This is a genomic window from Rhodococcus sp. 2H158 (assembly GCF_053764755.1).
This window is the reverse complement of the sequence record NZ_JBSNCE010000028.1, coordinates 63,026-85,933: the sequence shown is the minus strand read 5'-3', so window position 1 is coordinate 85,933 and position 22,908 is coordinate 63,026. Positions and strand designations below refer to the sequence as shown.

General features: G+C 66.1%; 19 protein-coding genes and 1 pseudogene. 9 read left to right on the top strand and 11 right to left on the bottom strand.

The window, feature by feature from the left end:
• Positions 1 to 4: 4 nt before the first annotated feature.
• From ACWPOB_RS23520 to ACWPOB_RS23505, 4 genes are all read right to left on the bottom strand, one after another.
• Positions 5 to 340, bottom strand: coding sequence for an excalibur calcium-binding domain-containing protein (locus ACWPOB_RS23520; RefSeq protein WP_387432358.1), 336 nt, complete (start codon positions 338 to 340; stop codon positions 5 to 7).
• 324 nt (positions 341 to 664) lie between these two features.
• On the bottom strand, positions 665 to 1,774 hold the full coding sequence (locus tag ACWPOB_RS23515) for an alcohol dehydrogenase catalytic domain-containing protein (protein WP_006938963.1): 1,110 nt from the start codon (positions 1,772 to 1,774) through the stop codon (positions 665 to 667).
• A gap of 100 nt (positions 1,775 to 1,874) precedes the next feature.
• The gene (locus ACWPOB_RS23510) at positions 1,875 to 2,495 is read right to left on the bottom strand and encodes a cysteine hydrolase family protein (protein WP_455402296.1); all 621 of its coding nucleotides are present in this window, start codon (positions 2,493 to 2,495) and stop codon (positions 1,875 to 1,877) included.
• Complete coding sequence (locus tag ACWPOB_RS23505; RefSeq protein ID WP_455402295.1) at positions 2,495 to 3,598, bottom strand: LLM class flavin-dependent oxidoreductase; 1,104 nt, start codon at positions 3,596 to 3,598, stop codon at positions 2,495 to 2,497. The genes ACWPOB_RS23510 and ACWPOB_RS23505 overlap by 1 nt, the downstream gene beginning before the upstream one ends.
• Positions 3,599 to 3,883: 285 nt before the next feature.
• On the opposite strand from ACWPOB_RS23505, the gene ACWPOB_RS23500 reads away from it, so the two are divergent.
• The 7 genes and pseudogenes from ACWPOB_RS23500 (at position 3,884) to ACWPOB_RS23470 (ending at position 11,171) form a co-directional block, all read left to right on the top strand.
• The gene (locus ACWPOB_RS23500; protein ID WP_455402294.1) at positions 3,884 to 4,624 is read left to right on the top strand and encodes a GntR family transcriptional regulator; all 741 of its coding nucleotides are present in this window, start codon (positions 3,884 to 3,886) and stop codon (positions 4,622 to 4,624) included.
• 415 nt (positions 4,625 to 5,039) lie between these two features.
• Positions 5,040 to 6,395 (top strand): MFS transporter, encoded by a 1,356-nt coding sequence (locus ACWPOB_RS23495; RefSeq protein ID WP_455402299.1) that lies wholly within the window; start codon positions 5,040 to 5,042, stop codon positions 6,393 to 6,395.
• Between the two features lie 13 nt (positions 6,396 to 6,408).
• On the top strand, positions 6,409 to 8,310 hold the full coding sequence (locus ACWPOB_RS23490; RefSeq protein WP_455402293.1) for an FAD-dependent monooxygenase: 1,902 nt from the start codon (positions 6,409 to 6,411) through the stop codon (positions 8,308 to 8,310).
• Positions 8,307 to 9,176: an alpha/beta fold hydrolase gene (locus ACWPOB_RS23485; protein WP_455402292.1), complete on the top strand. Its 870-nt coding sequence runs from the start codon at positions 8,307 to 8,309 to the stop codon at positions 9,174 to 9,176. Before ACWPOB_RS23490 ends, ACWPOB_RS23485 begins: the two co-directional genes overlap by 4 nt.
• A 133-nt stretch (positions 9,177 to 9,309) precedes the next feature.
• Positions 9,310 to 10,254, top strand: coding sequence for a 3-carboxyethylcatechol 2,3-dioxygenase (locus tag ACWPOB_RS23480; protein WP_455402291.1), 945 nt, complete (start codon positions 9,310 to 9,312; stop codon positions 10,252 to 10,254).
• 48 nt (positions 10,255 to 10,302) lie between these two features.
• Positions 10,303 to 10,404: pseudogene (locus ACWPOB_RS23475) on the top strand (hypothetical protein); the annotation flags it as partial.
• A 2-nt stretch (positions 10,405 to 10,406) separates the two neighbouring features.
• Positions 10,407 to 11,171 (top strand): SDR family oxidoreductase, encoded by a 765-nt coding sequence (locus tag ACWPOB_RS23470; protein ID WP_455402290.1) that lies wholly within the window; start codon positions 10,407 to 10,409, stop codon positions 11,169 to 11,171.
• Between the two features lie 156 nt (positions 11,172 to 11,327).
• On the opposite strand, the gene ACWPOB_RS23465 is transcribed toward ACWPOB_RS23470, so the two are convergent.
• From ACWPOB_RS23465 to ACWPOB_RS23455, 3 genes are read right to left on the bottom strand one after another with little or no spacing between them, the layout of a single operon-like run.
• Complete coding sequence (locus tag ACWPOB_RS23465; protein WP_455402289.1) at positions 11,328 to 11,864, bottom strand: flavin reductase family protein; 537 nt, start codon at positions 11,862 to 11,864, stop codon at positions 11,328 to 11,330.
• Between the two features lie 57 nt (positions 11,865 to 11,921).
• Complete coding sequence (locus tag ACWPOB_RS23460; protein WP_043797917.1) at positions 11,922 to 12,725, bottom strand: alpha/beta fold hydrolase; 804 nt, start codon at positions 12,723 to 12,725, stop codon at positions 11,922 to 11,924.
• On the bottom strand, positions 12,722 to 13,993 hold the full coding sequence (locus ACWPOB_RS23455; RefSeq protein WP_455402288.1) for an LLM class flavin-dependent oxidoreductase: 1,272 nt from the start codon (positions 13,991 to 13,993) through the stop codon (positions 12,722 to 12,724). The genes ACWPOB_RS23460 and ACWPOB_RS23455 overlap by 4 nt, the downstream gene beginning before the upstream one ends.
• A gap of 177 nt (positions 13,994 to 14,170) precedes the next feature.
• Here ACWPOB_RS23455 and ACWPOB_RS23450 point away from each other — a divergent pair, with 177 nt between their 5' ends.
• The gene (locus tag ACWPOB_RS23450) at positions 14,171 to 15,127 is read left to right on the top strand and encodes a LysR family transcriptional regulator (RefSeq protein WP_455402287.1); all 957 of its coding nucleotides are present in this window, start codon (positions 14,171 to 14,173) and stop codon (positions 15,125 to 15,127) included.
• A 550-nt stretch (positions 15,128 to 15,677) separates the two neighbouring features.
• Here ACWPOB_RS23450 and ACWPOB_RS23445 read toward each other — a convergent pair.
• Both ACWPOB_RS23445 and ACWPOB_RS23440 read right to left on the bottom strand, forming a co-directional pair.
• Positions 15,678 to 16,979 (bottom strand): MFS transporter, encoded by a 1,302-nt coding sequence (locus ACWPOB_RS23445; RefSeq protein ID WP_455402286.1) that lies wholly within the window; start codon positions 16,977 to 16,979, stop codon positions 15,678 to 15,680.
• 338 nt (positions 16,980 to 17,317) lie between these two features.
• Positions 17,318 to 18,235, bottom strand: a complete 918-nt coding sequence (locus ACWPOB_RS23440) for a LysR family transcriptional regulator (RefSeq protein ID WP_455402285.1) — start codon at positions 18,233 to 18,235, stop codon at positions 17,318 to 17,320.
• Positions 18,236 to 18,468: 233 nt separating this feature from the next.
• Here ACWPOB_RS23440 and ACWPOB_RS23435 point away from each other — a divergent pair, with 233 nt between their 5' ends.
• Positions 18,469 to 19,245 (top strand): alpha/beta fold hydrolase, encoded by a 777-nt coding sequence (locus ACWPOB_RS23435; RefSeq protein WP_455402284.1) that lies wholly within the window; start codon positions 18,469 to 18,471, stop codon positions 19,243 to 19,245.
• Positions 19,246 to 19,326: 81 nt separating this feature from the next.
• On the opposite strand, the gene ACWPOB_RS23430 is transcribed toward ACWPOB_RS23435, so the two are convergent.
• Positions 19,327 to 21,273, bottom strand: coding sequence for a 3-oxoacyl-ACP synthase III family protein (locus ACWPOB_RS23430; RefSeq protein WP_455402283.1), 1,947 nt, complete (start codon positions 21,271 to 21,273; stop codon positions 19,327 to 19,329).
• 53 nt (positions 21,274 to 21,326) lie between these two features.
• On the bottom strand, positions 21,327 to 22,160 hold the full coding sequence (locus ACWPOB_RS23425) for a 3-oxoacyl-ACP reductase family protein (protein ID WP_455402282.1): 834 nt from the start codon (positions 22,158 to 22,160) through the stop codon (positions 21,327 to 21,329).
• Positions 22,161 to 22,908 lie beyond the last annotated feature (748 nt).

Below are 22,908 nucleotides of genomic sequence, written 5' to 3'. Positions count from 1 at the left end.
GATCCTAGCGGGGGTCGACCTCGCAGGCGATGCCGTCGTCGTCGCGGTCCAGCTTCGGCGCGTAGCCGGGCTCGTCCCGGTACAGCGGCGCCACGCCAGCGTTCCACGCCTCGGTGCAGTTCTTGTATCCGACGCTCGGCGCGGGCGCCGGCGCCGGGGCCGGGGCCGCCTGGGGCGCGGGTGCCGGAGCCGGGGCAGGCGGGGCGGGCTGCGGGAACAGGAAATCCGCGGATCCGGTGGGCAGCAGGTCGGCGAGCGAGAATGCGTTCGCGGTGGCCGGAGCGGCGACGACGAGGGCAGCGCACCCGGCCGCGGTGGCGATGAGCCGACGAATCTTCATGTGTGTCTCTTTCTCTCGGGACGGCGCACGGATCGGGGGAATCCGCGCAGCAGCTCGATTATCCCTTTTGTCCATTCGCGGCACCGCATCGATCCCTCCTTCGATCATGAGAACTCGCTGATGTCGGTCTCCCCGAGGTTTCACGCGCGGGACCCACGGTTGGTGGTGCGCAACAGGGCGCACCGACCACAGGAGGACGATCATGGAGTTCGGCAGGAAGTGGATCGCAGTGGGAAATGAGCTTTGCTATCTGCAGATGACCTTCGCATCTTCATCGCAAAGGCCATCTGCACCGAGTCTCGCTCTTATCTTTCGCGTGTCACCTCAGGGAACGCTGATGAAGTTCGAAAATCCGCCATGTCGGGCAGGCAGGTCGGCGAGTGCTTCGTTGATCTTCTCGAGCGGGAAACTGTGGTGTTCGAAGACCGAGAGGTCGAGGACCCCGGCGCCAGCGAGGTCGGCCATGTCCTGGGCTTCGGCGGTGGAGAACCACAAGCTGCCGAGCACGCTGATCTGCCGGCACATCAGCGAGAACATGTCCAGCGGTGGGCGTTCCATCATGCCGCCGATATCGACCGCGACGCCACCGCGACGGAGGGTGGTAATGGCGTCGAGGAACGATTCGGCAGGGGCGCCGGGACCGAGGGCGTCGATGACGATGTCGACGCCCTCGCCGTGGTTGTGTTCGTGCACCCAGCTGCGCAGCTCACCCTCCCCGGCGGGGAGGACGTGGATGCGGTCGGGGGCGATCGCGCGGACGTCGTCGAGCAGGCCGGCGTTGCGGCCGGTGCCGAAGATGCGGGTCGCGCCGAGCGCGAGGGCGTTCAGGCAGGTGCCCAGGCCCAGAGTTCCTGAGATGCCGTCGATCAGAACCGTGGTGCCCGGGCCGGCGCCGGCCTTGCGCAGTGCCGAGTAGCCGGTGCCGAGATAGCCGAAGCGGGCGCCTTCCTCGAAGCTGACCGTGTCGGGCAGTTTGACCAGATTGCGTTGGGGTGCGGTCAGATACTCGCTGAGGCCGCCATAGGGGTAGGCGTCGAACATTTTCTGGCCGTCGGCGCCGAAGGAGAAGTAGCCCATGAAGGTATAGCGGTCACAGTTCTGATCGTTGCCTTGCCGGCAGGCGCGGCAGCCGCCGCAGGAGATGCCGGGGTTGACGTAGACCCGGTCACCGACGGCGACGTCGGTGACATGGCTGCCGACGGCGGCGACGACACCGGCGGAGTCGAGACCGAAGACGGCGGGGAGCTTGGGCAGCGGCAGGTAGGGGAACCATTCGCTGTAGGTGGCCAGGACGTTGCTCAGGTTCGGCACGACGTTGCACGCCTTGACCTGTACCAGCACATCGGTCGGCCGTGGCTCGGGGACAGGGAGGTCCTCGATCTGCATCGGCTGATTGATCTCGTGGAGGCGGGCCACGCGCATGGTGGACTTCATGTACGAAAACTCCTGGTATTTATTGTGCTTGCTTTGTGGTCTATAGGTGGCGATGTACTGGCGCGGGCATGCGCCCGCATCGAAGCGAGCTTCGGTGTGATCAGGCGCGGGTGCCGGTGACCGCCTCGGTTAGGGCGGTGCGGACCTCGTCGACGGTGCTGATCTCGGCCAGCAGCCCGAGTGAGTCGATACTCGCTTGATGCGCTTCCGAGGTGGCCGCCGAGCATGCATCCTCGACGATCACCACCCGGTAGCCGAGATCGCTTGCCACCCGGGCGGTTCCTTCGACGGAGGCGTTCGTGGCCACTCCGGCGAAGACGAGAGTGGTGATGCCCTTCTCACGCAGGACGGGGTCGAGGTCGGTACGAGCGAACGCGCCGATGCGCTGATGGGTGAGCACGATGTCATCTCCGTGCGGTGCGAGCGGTTCAACGATCTCGGCGAGTTCGCTGCCCTCTTTGAGGCAGCCGGATTGAGCGACGATGCCCAGCAGGGGTGAATTGACCTCGAGATCGGAGAAGTCGGGCTTCCACGCGACCCGGGTGTAGACCACGGTTGCGGCGGCCGTGCGGGCGGTGGCGATGAGCGCGGCAATCTGGTCGATGACGTGGCGTTCGGTCACCTGCTGGTGGAAGAAGTCGGCGAAGGCGCCGGTGGGGCCGACGATGTCGCCTTGGCAGTGAACTGCCACGACGGCGGTGGTGCGCGGGTCGAGTTCCATCAAGAGCTCCTGGATGGGAAGGGTGGGCGGTCAGGCGTGGGCGAGGATCGAGTGCCCGATGTTGTCGATGTCGCGGGCAGCGGTGAACGGGTTGGACAGGAAGACCTGGAGTATGTCGACGCCGGCCTCGGCATCAGGGCCGCCTTCTCTCGCAGCTCGGCGGGGGATCCGTACAGGCACCAGTAGTCGACAAGTTCTTTGGTGATGATCGGGCGGTGTCGGGGGTCGAGTCCGCGCAGGTACTTCGCCCAGACATCGAGGTAGTGCGGCTGGTCCGGGGCCTTCGGGTCACCGAGGTATTGCTGAGCGGCTGTGAGGGACGCGTCGACAATCGGATCACCGAGCTCTTCGCGGTGCTGGTCCATCAGGCCGGCGTTGGTGATGCACGAACTGATCGGGCCGGAGCCGAAGCCGTTGGTGACGCCGTCTTCCCAGGTTTCTCCGTTGTCGAGTTGGTAGAACCAGGACAGAGAGACGAGCTTGACCGAACCTGGTGCCCGGCCGGCGTCGGCGACCGCCTTCTCGAGGCGACTGCGGATCAGCTTGATCATGTCGACGTTCGGTCCGAGACAGTAGACGACGGCGTCGGCGTACTTGGCTGCCTCGGCGAGCCCGTGAGGTCCGCCGGCTGCGACCCAGATCTGTACGAGGTCGGTGACGTTGTAGAAGCCGCTCTCCTTGTCGAGAAATTCCACTTCCCGGGACTGCCCGAGCCAGTGGTGCGTGACCCGGCGGCCGGCCATCAGCTCCCGTGAGACCTCGATCGCGTGGGAGAGTTCGGAGATCTTCGCGGTGCGGTTGCCCATCGAACGCAGGGCGTTGTTGGCGGTGCCGATACCGAGGAAGGTCCGGCCCGGGGCCAGCGCGTTGAGGGTGGCCATCGAGTTCGCGGTGACCGGGGCGATCCGGGTCAGCGGATTGGTGACCATGGTGCCCAGGTTGATGGTGCTGGTGTGCTGGGTGGCAAGGGCGAGGAACTGGTAAGGGTCGGAGAACAGCAAGGGGCCTTCGCCGACGCCGAAGTGTGTGACCCCCAGGTCCTCGGCCCGTTTCACCATTGCGACCTGATCGATCTTGGCGCAGGTACCGATACAGAATTCCATGTTCTTCTCCTTGCATGTGGCCCGCGTTGCCGAGGGCACTGCTCGGCCTGTCGCCCGCAGAGGGCGCATGTCCGGGTGCCGGGATATGGCGCGTACGGCGTGCCCTCCGGCGTTAACCCCGAGGTTGGCCACGATGCCCCGTCCATCAGGTCTGGAATGCTAGCGTTCCAGACGAAGGTAACCCACAGTGACTCACACCACAAGTACTAGAATGCAAGCTGTTGCGGTGAGTGCCGCGGCATAAGGGGGAGCCATGTCCGGGACGCCGACGGAAAGCCTGACTCGATGACCACCACCGACACCGGCCCCAAGCCGGGCAGCGAGGCCGCCGCCCTGCTCGCCAATGTCCGCACCTCGGGGGCGCGGCTGTCCTCCGCGTTGTACGACATTCTGAAGAACCGGCTGCTCGAAGGGCGCTATGCGGCAGGCGAGAAGATCGTCGTCGAGTCGATCCGGCAAGAGTTCGGGGTGAGCAAGCAGCCCGTCATGGACGCTCTGCGCCGCCTGTCCAGCGACAAGCTGGTCCACATCGTTCCCCAGGTCGGTTGCGAGGTCGTCTCCTACACCCCGCGCGAAGTGGAAGACTTCTACACCCTGTTCGGCGGTTTCGAAGGGACCATCGCCGCGGTAGCGGCCTCCCGGCGGACCGAGGCCCAGTTGCTGGAGCTGGACCTGATCTCGGCGCGGGTCGACGCCCTGATCACCTCCCACGACCCGGTGGTCCGCGCCCGCGGGTATCGCGTGCACAACCGGGAGTTCCATGCGGCCATCCACGCGATGGCGCACTCGCGGATCATGGAGGAGACCAGCCAGCGAATGTGGGATCTGTCGGACTTCCTGATCAACACCACCGGCATCACCAACCCGCTCTCGAGCGCACTGCACGACCGGCAGCATGACCACCACGAAATCACCGAGGCCATCCGCAACCGCGACGCAGCTGCCGCCCGCGAGGCCATGGAACGCCACATCGTCGGCACCATCGCAGTAATCCGCGACGAATCCAACGCCCAGCTGCCGAGCTAGGCCCCGATACCCGGGCCATCGACCGGGCTCCGCTATCGCGCCGCCTACGCCGAGGGGGGACTCTCGGCCGTAGCGCTGCAGACGATCCACCGGCACCCTCCACGCTGACCCCTGTCTCGCCCCAGAGGGCCAGCGCGCCGTCGATCATCTTTACCCCCACCTAGAGACTTGCGTCACCCTCTATGCCCGAGTAGCGTCTGAACTAGACGTCTAGCATTCCAGTTGAGTGCTCCCTCTCGAAGATTCTCCAGAGAACCCCTCTCGAACATCCCCAGAAGAAAGGAGCGGCCATGACGACCGCTTCGCACGCATCGTCCTTCGGGGCACGAGCCTGCTTCCGCCCACAGATCGGGGAAGCCCGACCGTGAGCACCACACCTACCTCCCCGACGAAGACCTCACCGCTGCGGGTAGCGATGGCCAGCTTCATCGGTACCACCGTCGAGTACTACGACTTCTTCATCTACGGCACCGCGGCCGCGCTGGTATTCCCTGAGTTGTTCTTCCCGGATGTCTCGTCCGCGATCGGAATCCTGTTGTCGTTCGCGACCTTCGGCGTTGGGTTCCTCGCCCGCCCGCTGGGTGGCATCGTGTTCGGGCACTTCGGTGACCGGGTCGGCCGCAAGCAGATGCTGGTGATCTCCCTGGTCGGAATGGGCTCGGCCACCGTACTGATGGGATTGTTGCCCGGTTACGCCCAAATCGGGATCGCCGCCCCCATCCTGCTGACCCTGCTGCGCCTGGTGCAGGGCTTTGCCGTCGGCGGCGAGTGGGGTGGAGCCACCCTGATGGCCGTCGAGCACGCACCCACCGCGAAGAAGGGCTTTTTCGGATCCTTCTCCCAGATGGGGGCACCCGCCGGGACCAGCGTCGCAACCCTGGCGTTCTTCGCGGTCTCCCAATTGCCCGACGAGCAGTTCCTGAGTTGGGGCTGGCGACTGCCGTTCCTGTTCAGCGCGGTACTGATCGTGATCGGGCTGTTCATTCGCCTGTCCCTGGCCGAAAGCCCCGACTTCGCCGAGGTGAAGGCACAGAGCGCCGTGGTGCGGATGCCGATCGCCGAAGCGTTCCGCAAGCACTGGAAGGAAATTCTCCTCATCGCGGGCACCTACCTGTCCCAAGGAGTGTTCGCCTACATCTGCATGGCCTACCTCGTCTCGTACGGCACCACCGTCGCGGGGATCAGCCGCACCTTCGCCCTGGCCGGAGTATTCGTCGCCGGCATCGTCGCCGTCCTCCTCTACCCCGTGTTCGGCGCTCTGTCCGACACCTTCGGCCGCAAGACCATGTACCTGCTCGGCGCCGCCGCGATGGGTGTGGTGATCGCCCCCGCCTTCGCACTGATCAACACCGGCAACCCGTGGCTGTTCATGGCCGCGCAGGTGCTGGTCTTCGGAATTGCAATGGCCCCCGCCGCCGGCGTGACAGGCTCCCTGTTCACGATGGTCTTCGACGCGGACGTGCGCTACAGCGGTGTCTCTATCGGCTACACCATCTCCCAGGTCGCCGGCTCCGCGTTCGCCCCGACGATCGCGACCGCCTTGTACGCCTCCACCAACACCAGCAACTCGATCGTGACCTACCTGCTGATCGTCTCGGCCATCTCGATCGTCTCGGTGATCCTGCTGCCCGGCGGCTGGGGGCGCAAGGGCGCTGCGAGCCAGCTCACTCGCGACCAGGCCACCTCCACCCCGAAAATGCCTGACACCGAAACGTTTTCGGCTCCGACAGTTCCGGACACCGCGGCATCCCTGCGCGTCCTCGACAAGTGAAGTGATGACAGACATGAGTGACCACGACCGTACCTCCTACGACACCGACGTCGTGATCGTCGGCCTCGGCCCCGCCGGTGGCACAGCGGCGCTTGCCCTGGCCAGCTACGGCATCCGCGTTCACGCCGTCTCGATGTTCCCCTGGGTGGCGAACTCGCCGCGCGCGCACATCACCAACCAGCGCGCCGTCGAGGTGCTGCGTGACCTGGGCGCCGAAGACGAGGCGCGCAAGTACGCCACCCCGTGGGACCAGATGGGCGACACGCTGTTCACCACGAGCCTGGCCGGCGAGGAGATCGTCCGGATGCAGACCTGGGGTACGGGCGATATCCGCTACGGGGACTACCTGTCCGGAAGCCCCTGCACGATGCTCGACATTCCGCAGCCCCTGATGGAGCCGGTGCTGATCAAGAACGCCGCCGAACGTGGTGCGGTCATCAGCTTCAACACCGAATACCTCGACCACACCCAGGACGAGGACGGGGTGACCGTCCGGTTCCGCGACGTCCGCTCGGGCACCGTGTTCACCCAGCGAGCCCGCTTCCTGCTCGGTTTCGACGGCGCACGATCGAAGATCGCCGAACAGGTCGGGCTTCCGTTCGAAGGTGAACTCGCCCGCGCCGGTACCGCGTACATCCTGTTCAACGCGGACCTGAGCAAATATGTCGCTCATCGGCCGAGCATCTTGCACTGGATCGTCAACTCGAAGGCCGGTTTCGGTGAGATCGGCATGGGTCTGCTGCGCGCGATCCGACCGTGGGACCAGTGGATCGCCGGCTGGGGCTTCGACATGGCGAACGGCGAGCCGGATGTCTCCGACGACGTTGTCCTCGAACAGATCCGGACCCTCGTCGGCGACCCGCACCTGGACGTCGAGATCGTGTCGAGGTCCTTCTGGTACGTCAACCAGCAGTGGGCCGAGCACTACCAGTCCGGTCGAGTGTTCTGCGGCGGCGACGCGGTGCACCGGCACCCGCCGAGCAGCGGACTGGGCTCGAACACGTCCATGCAGGACGCGTTCAACCTGGCGTGGAAGATCGCGTTCGTCGTGAAGGGGTATGCAGGACCGGGTCTGCTCGAGTCCTACTCTCCTGAGCGTGTTCCGGTCGGCAAACAGATCGTCGCTCGCGCCAACCAGTCCCGCAAGGACTACGCCGGGCTGCGCGAATGGTTCGATCACGAGAGTGACGACCCGGTCGCCGCCGGGCTGGCAAAGTTGAAGGAACCTTCGCCCGAAGGTGTCGCGATGCGTGAGCGGTTGTACGAGGCGCTGGAGGTGAAGAACGCCGAATTCAACGCCCAGGGCGTCGAACTCAACCAGCGCTACACCTCGTCCGCGGTCGTTCCCGACCCCGAGGCGGGCGAGGAAGTGTGGGTGCGCGATCGTGAGCTGTACCTGCAGGCCACCACCCGGCCGGGCGCGAAGCTGCCGCATGCGTGGCTGGTCGGCGCCGACGGAACCCGCATCTCCACCCTCGACGTCACCGGCAAGGGAATGATGACCCTGCTGACCGGACTCGGCGGCCAGGCATGGAAGCGTGCCGCCGCCAAACTCGACCTGCCGTTCCTGCGGACCGTCGTTGTCGGCGAACCCGGCACCATCGACCCTTACGGATACTGGCGGCAGGTCCGCGACATCGACGAGGCCGGCGCCCTGCTCGTGCGGCCCGACGGCTACGTCGCGTGGCGACACAGTGCTCCGGTCTGGGACGACACCGAAGCGCTCACCAGCCTCGAGAACGCGCTCACCGCGGTCCTCGACCACTCGGCCAGCGACAACGGGAACCCGAGCGGCACAAACGAGCCGCAGTACAGCACCCGGGCCGTGCCGATCGTCGTTCCGCACGTTACCGCCGAGGATGCAGCACCAGCTTCCGCCACCAGCACTACCACAGTCGAGGGAGAGAACCGATGACCCGTCCTTACACCAGCGTCTGGGACGACCTGAACCAGGTCGAGTTCAGCCAGGGATTCATCCAGGCCGGCCCCTACCGGACCCGATACCTGCACGCCGGCGACTCGTCCAAGCCCGCGCTGATCCTGCTGCACGGCATCACCGGCCACGCCGAGGCGTACGTGCGCAATCTGCGCTCGCATTCCGAGCACTTCAACGTCTGGGCAATCGACTTCATCGGCCACGGCTACTCGACCAAGCCCGACCACCCGCTCGAGATCAAGCACTACATCGACCACGTGCTGCAGTTTCTGGACGCCATCGGCGTCGAGAAGGCCTCGTTTTCCGGGGAGTCCCTCGGCGGCTGGGTCACCGCCCAGTTCGCGCACGACCATCCCGAGAAGGTCGACCGGATCGTGCTCAACACCATGGGCGGCACCATGGCCAACCCTCAGGTGATGGAACGTCTCTATACCCTGTCGATGGAAGCCGCGAAGGATCCGAGCTGGGAACGCGTCAAGGCACGCCTCGAATGGCTCATGGCCGACCCGACCATGGTCACCGACGACCTCATCCGCACCCGCCAGGCCATCTTCCAGCAGCCGGATTGGCTCAAGGCCTGCGAGATGAACATGGCACTGCAGGACCTCGAAACGCGCAAGCGGAACATGATCACCGACGCCACCCTCAACGGCATTACGGTGCCCGCGATGGTGCTGTGGACCACCAAGGACCCCTCCGGTCCGGTCGACGAAGCCAAGCGCATCGCCTCCCACATCCAGGGCGCCAAGCTGGCGATCATGGAGAACTGCGGTCACTGGCCCCAGTACGAGGACCCCGAGACCTTCAACAAGCTGCATCTGGACTTCCTCCTCGGTCGCAGCTGACACAGACCCCGGCCGGTGCCGCCAACCCCTGCAACCCGGGCGGCACCGGCCGGATCCCACTTACCCGACCTATTGCGCTCTCGTCCGGACCCCGGAGAGAAAGCGCCGAAGCAGCAGCAAGGAGACCGCCGCGATGCCTGTAGCGCTGTGCGCGATGTCGCACTCCCCCCTGATGGGACGCAACGACCCCGAACAGGAAGTCATCGACGCCGTCGACGCCGCATTCGACCACGCGCGCCGGTTCGTCGCCGACTTCGCCCCCGATCTCATCGTCATCTTCGCCCCCGACCACTACAACGGCGTCTTCTACGACCTGCTGCCGCCGTTCTGTATCGGTGCCGCCGCGCAGTCCGTCGGCGACTACGGCACCGAAGCCGGCCCTTTCGACGTCGACCGTGACGCCGCCTACGCAGTCGCCCGCGAAGTCCTCGACAGCGGCATCGACGTCGCATTCTCCGAACGCATGCACGTCGACCACGGATTCGCCCAAGCACTCCAATTGCTGGTCGGATCGATCACCGCCGTGCCGACCGTGCCGATCTTCATCAATTCGGTCGCCGAACCGCTCGGCCCGGTCAGCCGGGTACGGCTGCTCGGCGAGGCGGTCGGGCGGGCCGCTGCCAAGCTGGACAAGCGTGTGCTGTTCGTCGGATCCGGCGGCCTGTCCCACGACCCGCCGGTCCCGCAGTTCGCCACCGCGCCAGAGGAAGTACGCGAGCGGTTGATCGACGGCCGCAATCCCAGTGCCGCCGAACGTGATGCCCGCGAACAGCGCGTCATCACCGCCGGGCGGGACTTCGCCGCCGGCACCGCCGCCATCCAGCCACTGAACCCCGAATGGGACCGGCACCTGCTCGACGTCCTCGCCTCCGGCGACCTCGAGCAGATCGACGCGTGGACCAACGACTGGTTCGTCGAACAGGCCGGACACTCCTCCCACGAAGTGCGCACCTGGATCGCCGCGTACGCGGCAATGAGCGCCGCCGGGAAGTACCGCGTCACCTCGACCTTCTACCGCGAAATCCCCGAGTGGATAGCAGGATTCGGAATTATTACCGCCGTCGCCGTCGACGAATAGACCCCCGCCGCTCCCGCCCCGCAGTCCCAACGAAAGGTGGCCCCGGATGACCTCCGTCCGCCCGTGCTCGCCGTCGGTGAACGCGGGCTGGTCGGTGGGCAGGAAGACCTCATCGCCGACATCGCCCTCGACCTCGCAGCTCGTCAGTAGGAATGCACACGGGCCGACGAGTCGCGCTGGTCACCGGGGCCAGCCGCGGCATCGGGGCGGCCATCGCAGATGCGGTGGCCGCCTCCGGTGCCGCCGTAATCGTCCACTACGGATCCGATCGGACGGCCGCCGCTGCGGTGGTCGACGGCATCACGGCTGCCGGGGGCCTCGCGGCTGCGGTCCAGGCCGACCTGTCCCGACCCGAGGGGCCTGAAGAGCTGATGCGGGAGTTCGACTCCGCGCTCGACGGTCTCGGGCTCGACCGAGGGCTCGACATCCTCGTCAACAACGCCGGAATCAGTCGGCGCGGAGCGCTCGAGCGCGTCACTGTCGAGGATTTCGACCGTCTGGTCGCACTCAACCAGCGCGCCCCGTTCTTCGTGACTCAGCATGCCCTGCCCCGGATGCACGACGGCGGTCGCATCGTCAACATTTCCTCCGGATCCGCCCGCTACGCCAGACCCGACGTCATCAGCTACGCCATGACCAAGGGGGCGATCGAGGTGTTCACCCGCGCCCTCGCCGTAGACGTCGGCGAACGAGGCATCACCGCCAACGCCGTGGCGCCGGCCGCGCTCGATACCGACATGAACGCGCACTGGCTTCGCGGTGACGACCATGCCCGCACCACCGCCGCGTCCACCACTGCACTGCGAAAACTCGCCACCGCGGAGGACATCGCCGCGATCGTGGCCTTCCTCGTCAGCGCCGCCGCCGGTGCGATCACCGGGCAGGTCATCGACGCCACCAACGGCAACCGGCTCTAACCAGAACTTATCCGGTCCCGGGTCTACTCTCACCGCTTGGAGAGATCGGGCACGAGAGGCTTGCGGTGCATCGGATGCGGCCGCCTCGAATCGAAGCGGACGAAGAATCCAGACTTGCCGGTCACGCCCCGACAGGCATGGAGCCGGCCGGACCGATCATTCCCAGGAGCCGGAGCTGTGAAGCTGGGATGTCTGCCCGCGGTAGTACACCAACGGCCGGTTGTCGCTGAAGTCGACTTCGGTGACGCGGCCGATCATGCCGAGGTGGTCCCCGGCTTCGAAAACATGGTCCTGCTCGCACAGCACCGTGGTGACGGCGTTCTTGATGGTGGGGATTCCGTGGTGATATTCCCACTCACCGAGGTCGAACTTTGCTCCGTCGAGTCGAGCGAAGCCGTGGCAGATCTCGGCTTGATCCTCGGCGAGGACGTTGATGCAGAATGTGCGACAGCGCCGAAGCTGGGCGAACGTCGATGATCCGGAGAAGGCGAAGAACGCCACCAACGGTGGATCGAGCGATACCGAGGTCAGCGAGCCGATGGTCATGCCGACCGGTTCCCCGTCGCACAGGGCGGTGACGACGGCGACCGAGGTGGGCACGCGGCCCATGGCCCGCCGGATCGTCGTCGCATCGACCTCGTGCTCGTCGGCCGGTCGGCTATCGCGTGCGGGGGGTTGCAGCGTTGTGGTCATGGTCGGTTTCCTGGGAGGTCGGGGACCCGGTCGGGAGGACACCGGTGCCTGCTCGGGTCAGAGGAGGAATTTGTCGACGGCTTCGACTGTGTCGTCGAGTTTTTCCACCTGGGGGATGTGGCCGCAGTCGTCGACGATGGTGACGGTGCTGTCGGCGATGAGCTTGTGGAACTGATCGGCGTAGTCCACCGAGATGAGCCTGTCGTTGCGGCCCCACACGATCAGCGTGGGTGCGGTGATGCGGTGCAGGCGGTGCCGCAGGCCGCGGTCGGGGATGGGCCAGGCGAACTTGCCGGTGCAGCCGAACGCCCACACCATCGCCGCGGCCGCGGCCTGCTGCTGGGCGAGGTCGTCGGAGGGTGCGAGCATCGCCTGGGCGGCCGGGCTCGCCGGGTCGTGGAACAGCAGGGCCGGTAGCTGGTCGGGGGGTGTGGCGATCCAGTTGGCGACCGGGGCGGTCTCGGTCCACAGCCCGATCGGGTCGAGCAGGACCAGCTTGTCGGGCAGGGTGGGGAAGGTGGCGGCGAGTTCGGCGGCGAGCATGCCGCCGAAGGACTGCCCGATCACCACGGGATGGTCGAGCCCGAGGGTGCGGACCAGCTCCTCGTAGGCCAGCACCATGTCGCTGAGGGTGTCGATGGTGTGGATGGCGTACGGGTTGCCCTCGCTGGTGCCGGGGAATTCGGGGGCGTAGACGGTGTACCGGGAGGCCAGATGGGACAGGAACGGATCCCACGCCAGACCGGCGGCCGGGTGCAAATACAGCAGCGGTGCGCCGGCGCCGGCGACCTTGACGGTGATGGCGAGCCGGCCGCCCCAGACGTCGACGGTCTGTTCGGTGATGGTGGGTGTGGTGCTCATCGGGCGTTCGCTCCTGCCTTCGTGGTGGCGGTGATGTCGTAGGCGATGGGGGTGCCGCCGAGTCGGCTCGGCCACCAGTGGTGTTTGTGGTCGGTGTCGGTCCACAGCGTGCGCAGCCGCGGCAGGACCTCCTCGGCGAACAGGTGGATATTCTTCATCACCAGGTGCCGGGGCAGCGAGCCGAAGCCGAGCATGGCGTGCAGATTGCCGATGCCGTATTCGCGGCAGAAGGCGAGCAGCTGTTCGGCGACGGTGTCGGGGCTGCCGACCACCACGACACCGGCCTCGACCAGATCGCGGAAGGTGGCGGTGCGCATGCGGTGGTACAGGCCGAAGTCGCCGGGGTCCTTGATCAGGGCCTTGACGCCGTTGATGTCGATGGCGCCGGGCAGGCCGAGCTTCTCGATCGGGATCGAGCCCAGGCCCTTGCGGAAGGCGTACTCGGCGTGCGGACCGTACTCGGCCTCGGCGCGTTCGTCGGTCTCGGCGACGGCGATGGTCTGCAGGAACCCGATGCGGTAGGGATTGCGGGCGACGCCGGCCTCGTCGGCCTGTTCCCACATGCGGTCGAAGATGCGCTTGCCGGTCAGCTTGGCGCCGAACCAGCTCAGGTAGTTGAACCCGAAGCCGCGGTCGAAGCACATCCGCATGGTGCGTGGGTTGCCGATGCCGGTGATCCACACCGGCACGTTCTCCTGCAGCGGCCGCGGCCACATGTTCACCATCGGGTATTGGGTGTAGCGGCCGTTCCAGGCGAACGGTTCCTGCTCGCGCCAGGCCCGCAGGACCAGTTCGAGGTTCTCGTCGAACCGGGGGCGGACCTCGATCGGCGGGATGCCGTTGTTGATGTTGGCGTCGTAGCTCAGACCCACGGTCAGTCCGGCGACCAGGCGGCCGCCGCTCATCACGTCGATCATCGCGTATTCCTCGGCGGCCCGGAGCGGCTCGCGGGCTTTGCCCAAAGAGCGGCCCATCGGGTAGACGGCGACGTCGAGTCCCTCGGTCTCGGTCATGTAGGCCAGCGCGCTCGAGATCAGATCGGGGTTGGGGACCATGTCGTAGCTGCTCTGGCCGTGTTCGGTGACCGCGACGCCGTCGTAGCCGCTGCGGGCCCCGAGCATGAGCTCGTCCATGAAGTCCCGGATCGAGGAGTACATCCCGTCCCGGGTGACGAGCGAGTACGGGATGCTGCACACCGACTCGTATTTGGCCTCGAAGTCGTCGGGCAGGTACCGGTACGGCGCCTGCAGGAACAGGTTGACCTTCACGTGTTCTCCTCCACAAGTGCGACGAGGTGAGAAACGCCCAGCCCGCGGTCCCACCGGAACGAGAAGCCCGTCACTGTCCGGGGTCGGTGTGATCCAGCTCTCGAAGATGAGGCTAGGAGGCAGAAATCTAGATGTCTAACACCTGTTTGTTCAGCTATTGAGATATCTTCCATCTGAATGTCAGACTGGGGTATGGAGCTGCGCCATATGAAGTACTTCGTCACCGTTGTCGACGAGGGCAGCTTCACCCGGGCGGCCGAGCGGCTGTCCATCGCCCAGTCCCCGGTCTCCCATCAGATCCGCAAGCTCGAACGCGAACTCGGCGTGCGACTGCTCGCGCGCACCACCCGCTCGATCGCCCTGACCGAGGCCGGCCGGGTGTTCTACGACCGCTGCGTCGCCCTGCTCGCCGCCAGCGAGGACGCCGTGGATTCGGCGCGCAAAGCCGACCGCGGAGAAATGGGAGCATTGTCGTTGGGGTTCACCGGCTCGGCCACCTACGACCTGATGCCCAACCTGGTCCGTGCCTACCGCGAACGCAACCCGCTGGTGGAGCTCACCCTGCGCAGCGAGATGCTCACCCCGGCCCAGGTTCAGGCCCTGCTCGATGGCACCCTGTCCGTCGGATTGCTCCGACCCCCGGTGAACGCGCCCGGCATCGTCGTCGAACTGCTGCGCAACGAACCCCTGCTGGTGGTCATGCCCGTACAGCACCCCATGGCCAGCGCCACCACGATCGACCTCCACGATCTCGCCGACGAGGCATTCATCGGCTTCTGCTCCCCGTCGACCATGCACGACACCCTGATCACCGCGTGCAGGCTGGCGGGCTTCGTTCCCACCGTCCGGCAACAGGTGGCCGAGACCTCCACCCTGGTCGCCCTCGTCGCCGCCGGCCTCGGGGTCGCCCTCGCGCCCGAGTCGGTACGGCACCTGCGCATGAACGGTGTCACCTACCGACCGCTGAGATCTCCGACAGTGTCCGTGCCCCTGGCCTTGGCCTACCGCGAGGACACCATCGGCCCACTCATCCGTCGCTACCTCGACACCGCCCGAACCGTCCTGCGCAGCAAGAAACTGCTCGACACCACGTCCGATCTCGACGAGTTGGGCCAGTACATCGACACGATCTGAAGCACATCTGTCTCGTGCTCCTGGCGTTCGAGGCGGCACAATATCGGTTATCGGCTGTATGTATGGCAATCTTTAGGCCAATAACGGGGCTATCAGCGGCCCGGGCACCTGCACCGCCGCCACCGGCGTATGGGACGCACCCGTCGGGGACCGAGGCATCCCGATGAGGAGAGGGTGCCGATGGCCGCGGCGCCGGCCCCGCGGCGGTCGGCGGCGTCTGTCTCGCACTTTCCGCCATGGTGATGCCCGCGCTGGCCCGGTGATCCGCCGAGGACGCGGCCGCGACCATGGTCGCGATCAACGACGGGCCGTGCAGCCGGCCGTGGTCAGGCCGATCTTGTCCGCGGTGCCCAACAGGTCGGCTCACCCTTCGTCATGTCCGACACTCGGTTTGGATCCACTCACCGCGAAGCGGCAGGCTGGGCCCGTGGGTCTCGATGATGCGGCCGCGCCGGTCATGTCGAGTTCGATCGCGATAAAGAAACAGCTCGGCCCCCGCCTGCAATCCAGGCTGGGGCCGAGCCGATCGTCAGAGTTGGTTCAGGGGACCTCAACGGCCCACCGGGAGGGCGGTGCTCTCGTCCTCGCTGGAGACCTTCTCTTCGCCGGGCAACGGGATGCGGTCCATTTCGAGACCGGCTGTTTCGGGGATGAACCTGATGGCTACCAGGGTGACCAGAGCCAGCACCACGATGTAGGCCGAGAAGATCCACCCGACATCCATGGAGTTGAGCCAGGCGTACAGATAGGGCGCCGTGCCGCCGGAGAGTGCGGCACCCACGGAGGTCCAGATGCCTACGCTCGTCGCGCGGGCTTCCGTGGGCGACTGCTCGGACATGATTGTGGAGTGGATCGACGACTGGATGCCCCATACGAGCAGGGCAATTCCCTGCGATACGAACAGGGTCCACGGCGCCGACGTCAGGACCCAGTTGATGGGGAACACCACCACAATGACCGCGACAGCCCACAACACCAGTTGCTTGCGGCGCCCGATCCGGTCCGAGAGCCGCCCCCAGAACGGCAGTGCGATGAAGGCAAGAATCTGTGCGCAGAACGTTGCGATGTAAGCCCCGTTGGGATCCATGCCCTTGCCGGAAATGGCGAACGACGAGGAGAAGTTCACCCACGTGTAGTAAAGGACGTTGGTCAGGAGGCTCAGCATCAGAATGCGGACGGCGATGATCACCAGCTGCCGGCGCGTGATCACTCGGACCGACGCGGTGCCGGCGGCCGCCTTGGCTTCCTCGAAGAATCCGGATTCTTCGGCCTGACGGCGGAGGAACAGCGCGAAGATGGCCAGCACTGCTCCGATGGCAAAGCCGATGCGCCACCCGAACTCCGACATGTCGTCCTCGGAGATGATCGACGTCAGAAGGATGCTCATCGCGGTTGCCGCCATGACGCCGAGCAGCATGGTCATCATGATGCTGCTACCCCACAGGCCCCGCTTGTTCGCCGGGGCGATCTCGGCCAGGTATGTGTAGGCGTTTCCGCTTTCGCCGCCGTGGGCGATGCCCTGGATGAGCCGAGCCGTCAGAAGAAGAACCGAGGCCCAGATGCCGATGGAGTCGTAGGTCGGGATCACCGCGATCAGGAGACTGCCTGCGCCCATCATGAGCATGCAGATGACCAGGGATGTCTTGCGTCCCAGCCTGTCTCCCAGTCGGCCGAAGATCAGTCCGCCGAGGGGGCGGGCGAGGAAGCCGCCGGCGAACACCGCCAGCGTGGAGAGCAGCGCCGACTGGGGATCGTTCTTGTCGAAGAAGTTGGCGGCCAAGTATGTGGTCAGGAGCGCATACATGGTCCAGTCGAACCATTCGAGGAAGTTTCCCGAGACGACGGCGATCATGGACTTCCGCTGATTTCTCGGAAAGTGCCCTGTGCCGTCGGGTATTCCGGCGCCGTCGCCGGCAGTGGCTGTCGTTGACATGGATAACCTATCGAAGGGAGAAGTTAAGGGAGGGGAACGGCTCCTATGAGGCACGCCCCCCGGGGTGGGAGTTGTGACCCACCGCGCAGAGCTTCTCATATCCACAGTAGTGCAATCCAATTCTGATTGATCTGAATTCACTATGAGTTCGATAGCGGGGATTAACCAATCCGAAGGTACGTCGACGAGAACGACAAGAACCCCAGCAGAACCGGGGCTTCAGCGAGTCCGGTCGGGGCTGATCCGGCCATTTCGGGTTACCGGATGAGGAGTACCGGCTCGGGCTCGGGTGTGGGCAGGAGCTCCCGGGCAATGGCCACGACAGCGTGCAGGGCAGGATCCGTATTCTTCTTGTGCCACGCCAGCACAGCGGCCATTTTCGGTACCGGGGTGGAAAACGCCCGATAGCAAAGTCCGGGCATTTGGATGTGCTGTACGGAGGAGACAGTCACTGTGATCCCGACACCGGCGGCGACGAGACTGAGAATCGTGTAGGAATCGGGCGCCTCCTGGACGATGCGCGGGGAGAAGCCCGCCTGCAGGGCGATCAGAGCCGTGGCGTCCCTGACCGTGGAGCCTTGCGTGCCCGGGAAAGTCACGAACGGCTCACCGGCCAGGTCGGCGACTTCCAGCTCCGGTTTCGCCGCCAGTGGGTGGTCTTCGGGCAGCGCAGCCACCAGCGTCTCGAAGTCGATGATGTGCCAGTCGATCGACGGGTCGCGCACAGGCAGACGAGCCAAGCCCATGTCGAGGCTTCCGGAGAGGATCTGATTCACCACCGCTCCGCCGTACGTCTGCCCCTGTAGAGCAAGGTCGATGCCCGGTTCGCTGCCCTTGACGGCCCTGGTGATCAGAGGCAGGACGCGGCGGCTGCTGGCGCTGGCAAAACCCAATGAAACTCTGCCGGTTATTCCCGAGCTGCCGAACATCGCCGCGCGTTTTGCCAGGTCCAAGTCGTTCAGAACCTTCTGCGCCGGGCCACGCAACGCCTGGCCCGCCTTCGTGAGTGAGACAGACCGTGTGTTGCGCTCGAACAGCTGGACGCCGAGCTCCTTCTCCAACTGCTGGATCTGCTGGCTGACGGGAGGCTGCGCCATATGAAGCCGCGCGGCCGCCCGGCCGAAGTGAAGCTCCTCCGCTACCGCAAGGAACGTACGCAGGTGACGGATCTCCACTACTGCCCCCATTGATCAATCTCGACTATCGGACGGTGCCGCCATTGATATTAGGCGAGCAACAATTTCAGCAGAGCCTCCCGGTGGGAACTCGACGCTCCGGCCGAGATGCGGCGCCGGCACGGAGGAAGCAGACACCCGCTCCGGTGAGCCGGCATCAGTTGCGAGTGCCCGTAACGGCTGCAAGCCTCAGGAATTCGGTGTCGGCTCGGCGGCACTGGAAGGATGGCGCCATGAGCGATATACACACCGTCGCATTCGGCGACGTGGAGATCGAGGTGCTCGTCGACGGAACCGGCCCGGCCGTGGTGTTGCTGCCGTCCCTCGGCCGCGACTCCTACGAGTTCGACCCGATCGCAACCGACCTCGCCGCGGCGGGCTTCCGCGCGATCCGACCGCAGCCGCGTGGCGTGGGCACGAGCCGCGGTCCGCTCGAGGACCTCGACCTGCACGACCTCGCCCGCGACGTCGCCGAGGTGATCGAGCGGCTCGACGCGGCCCCGGCCGTCCTCGCCGGGCACGCCTTCGGCCACTACGTCGCGCGGGTCCTCGCCGCGGATCGGCCCGACCTGGTGCGGGGGGTGGCGATTCTCGCCGCGGGCGCCCGCCGGTTCCCGGAGTCGCTCACCGAACGCGTCGCCAAATGCTCCGACCTGGCCCTGCCGGATGCCGAGCGGCTCGAGCACCTGCGGGCGGTGTTCTTCGCCGAGGGACACGACCCGGCGGTGTGGCTCGACGGCTGGTGGCCCGCCGCGATCGTCGCGCAGCGCCGGGCGATGACGGCCACGGACAAGGAATCGTGGTGGACGGTCGCGCCGTCGCCGCTGCTGGACCTGCAGGCAGGCGACGACGTGTTCCGTCCGGCGCCGACCCGCGGCGAACTCACCGGGCAGTTCGGCGCCGACAGGGTCACGGTCGTGCTGATCCCCGGGGCCGGGCATGCCCTGATCCCCGAGGTTCCGCACGAGGTCGCCCGGGCCCTGATCGACTGGATCCGCGTCCTGCCCTGAGCATCGGTACCGAAAGCCGTTGCCCGCGTGCGCTGGTGCGCACGCGGGCAACGATTCCCCACGCGGGGAACGACGGTTCGATCAGCCGAAGGCGAGTGTCACGTCGTCCGAGGAGGACGCTGCGCGCAGCGGGTCGATGGCCACGGCCTCACCGTCAACCGGGCGGAAGGGTGCCACCACCGCCGGATCGATCCGCAGCACCGTGAAGCCGGCGACGGCGCCGGCGCCGAAGCCCGGAGCGAAGATCCGCACGGGTTCGGTGATCACCCCGTCCCGGACCGCGTCGTGGATGGCGAGCGGGATGCTCGCCGACGACGCGTTGCCCACCTTCTCGATGTTGAAGTACAGGCGGTCCGACGAAAGACCGGCGTCCGCCGCGAGCTCGGTGATCATCGTCTTGTTCGCCTGGTGCGGGACGATCAGGTCGATGTTGTCGAGCAGCGTTCCCATGCCGCCCTCCGGGGCGGGCAGGGCCTTCACGTCGTCGAGCATCTGGACCAAGTAGCGGCCGGCGAGCGCCTTGACCTCGGGTCCGTAGACGGTGATGTAGTTGTCGAAGTCCGGGTTCGGCCAGATGATCGAGTTGACCTGGCTGTTCGGGCCGCTGGCGTAGGTCTGCATGTACTCGATGTCCGGTGCGGAGCCTTCGGGTGCCACGCCGACCACGAGCGCTGCCGCGCCGTCGCCGAAGATCATGCGGGAGGGGCGCACATTGCCGATCTTGTCGGAGAACTTCTCCACGCACACCACCAGCACCGGCCGCTGAACCTGCTGCAGGATCCGGGTGGCCTCCGCCAGCCCGTACGGCAGGCCGGCGCACGCGGCGACCAGGTCGAACGAGGCGTGGGTCTGGGCGATGCCCAGCTCGCCGGAGATCCAGGTGGCCAGCGACGGGATCAGCCGGGCGCTGGTGCAGGTGCACACGATCACGGCCCCGATGTCCTCGGGTCCCACCTGCGCGTGCTCGAGCGCCGACTTCGCCGCCGACAGCGCGAGGTCCTCGAAGCTGCCCGAGGTGTAGCGGCGCTGTTCGATCCCGGTCTTGGCGGTGATCTCGTCCGCGGTCATCGGCGACCAGTTGTAGGCCGAGTTGCGGATCAGATCCTCGTTGGTGCACACCTGATCACCGTGCGCGACGGCGAGGGCCTCGATGCGCGGCTGCACCGCGAAGTCGCGGCGTACGTCGATCGTCGGGTACGGCCGCGAGGGCTGCACCGGCTCGACCTTCGTGGGGACGGCGGCGCGGGCGGTCCGCCCGGAGGTGACCCGGGAGATGAACCGCTGCACGTGCCGGTCGCGCGGGTAGTAGAGCACGACGTAGTCGTCGTCGCGCAGCTGCCCGACCTCGGTGAGCTCGACCTGGGTTCGCTCCCACGGCTGCTGGTTGTGCAGCACCATCGACCAGCGTCGCAGCGCCTCGAGTTCGGCGACGTCCTCGTGGCAGTCGAGGATCTCGTCGTAGCCGAACCGGGGGAAGTCCGGGTTGTACGCACCGAGGCGCATCGTCCGGTTCGACGGATCGGAGATCAGCTCTGCGACGGTGGGCTTGACCGTCGGCAACCCGGAGGCGATGTGCTTGCGGGCACCGAAGACGTCGAAGAGGGTCTCGAAGATCCGGTCCTCGGCGGGGTCGTCCCAGCCCGCGGGCAGGGCGCGGTAGGCGTCCGCGACCTGGGCGGTCTTCGTCTCACTGTCCGGCCACGGCGTCAGGACGGGCATGTAGACGTCGTCGCGGTTGCGCGGCACGTCCGACCACCGGGTGGGGCGCTTGTCGAACATCGTGATCGCGAATCGGTTGGCCCAGAACAGGTTCAGCGCCATGTCGCGCATGAGATCGACCTTGGTGCGGTAGACGCCCTGCGCGTGGCGCGAGAGGATCTCCGAGACCGTGGGGGCCTTGGTCTCGAAATCGCGACGGATGACGGCATCGAGCTGCTCGACGCTCGTCATCGTCGAGAAATCGAGATCGGGAAAGAAGTTGGACGGGAAGACGATCCGCCCGTGTCGGTTGAGCTCGAAAGGCTGCATGTGCCGAAGTACCGTTCAGTGAGAAGTGCGGAGGTGTGTCTGGGTGCAGCGGGTCACATGTCGAGTCCGCCGTTGACGCCCCACACCTGACCGGTGATGTAGGACGAGGCGTCGGCGGCCAGGAAGTGCACGACGCGGGCGATCTCTTCGGGATCGGCCAGGCGGTTCACCGGGATCGTGCTCTTGATGCGATCGAGGACCTTGTCCGGGATGGTCTCGACCATCTCGGTGGCGACGAAGCCGGGGGTGATGGTGTTGACGGTGACGCCGATGCTGTCCGGGGTGAGCTTGCCGGAGCGGGCCAGCGTGAACGCCGCCTCCTTCGCGAGCGTCTTGGTCAGGCCGAACATGCCGGCCTTCGAGGCCGCGTAGTTCGCCTGGCCGATGTTGCCGGTCTCACCGATGACGGACGAGACGTTGACGATGCGACCGGTGCCGCGCTCGAGCATGTGCTTCAGGGCGGCCTGGGCCAGGAAGAAGGCGCCGGAGAGGTTGACGGAGATGACGTTGTTCCAGTCGTCGTCCTCCATCTTCAGCACGGTGCGGTCGATGGTGATGCCGGCGTTGTTGACGAGGATGTCCAGGCGCCCGTGCCGCTCGATGACCTCGTCGATGGTGCGACGGCAGTCGTCCGCGTTCGCGACGTCGCCCTTGTGCACGCTGTACTCGACGCCGTTCTGGCCGTTCGCCTGGATGTCCGCGAGGAACTGGTCGGCCTGGGCGGTGTTACGCCCGTACCCGGCGGCCACCGTGGCGCCCTGGGCGGCGAGGCTGCGGCTGATGGCCGCGCCGATGCCGCGCGTTCCACCGGTCACGAAGGCGACGCGGCCGCGCAGCTTGGTGCCGGCGACGGTGGTACGGGACGACGGTTCGATGGTGCTGGTCATGTCGGTTCTCCTCGAATGCGGCGAACTCGACGGATGCCGTCGAGTACAGATGTGTCGGGCCGGCGATGCCGGTGCCCCGAGCGGCGGTGCCCGGAGTCCGATCGGCGTGGTTGCTACCGCGAGCAGCTGATGTGAGCGTCCCTGCACGCTTCGCGATATTCGCCCCTGCCAACCGAATTCACGTAGTGCTCCCGCTCGTTCTCCCCTGTCGAGATCAATGATGCAGCATCGCGCGGCATGTGTCATGTCTTTCGCCGAAAATGATTGGCAGGGCAATGACTTACGCTAATGATATTGAATATTCTTGAATAACAACGAATTACGGTCATTGTTGGGGTGGTGTTCACCTACCGGCCGACTGCATGTCCGTTCCGGGACCTTCGCCACAACACGCAATGCGCGGAGGGCCGATCGGAATGGCGCGCGGTATTACTGCGGGGTCAGGAGCGCGGCATACATGCAGCTGGTCTGTTCGCGTTCTTGTGATATATCTGCGAAATATGTTCCGGTACAACAGAGTTCGCTGTTCGATCCGTGGTTGTTCCGATCGCCCGGCTGGTGCCGGCTCCAAAGCACTGCGTGCCAACAGGGTGCATGTAGCGACCTGCGCGGGGGGTGTGGGGGGCGAAAATCGGTACCCGGCTCCACGCCGCCGCAAACCTGTGAGCTTGCTCACGATCGCATATTTCCCGGGATTGGGACACTCCGGATCGAGGGCTGTGTGCGCGGATCGGTCGCCTCGCCCAGC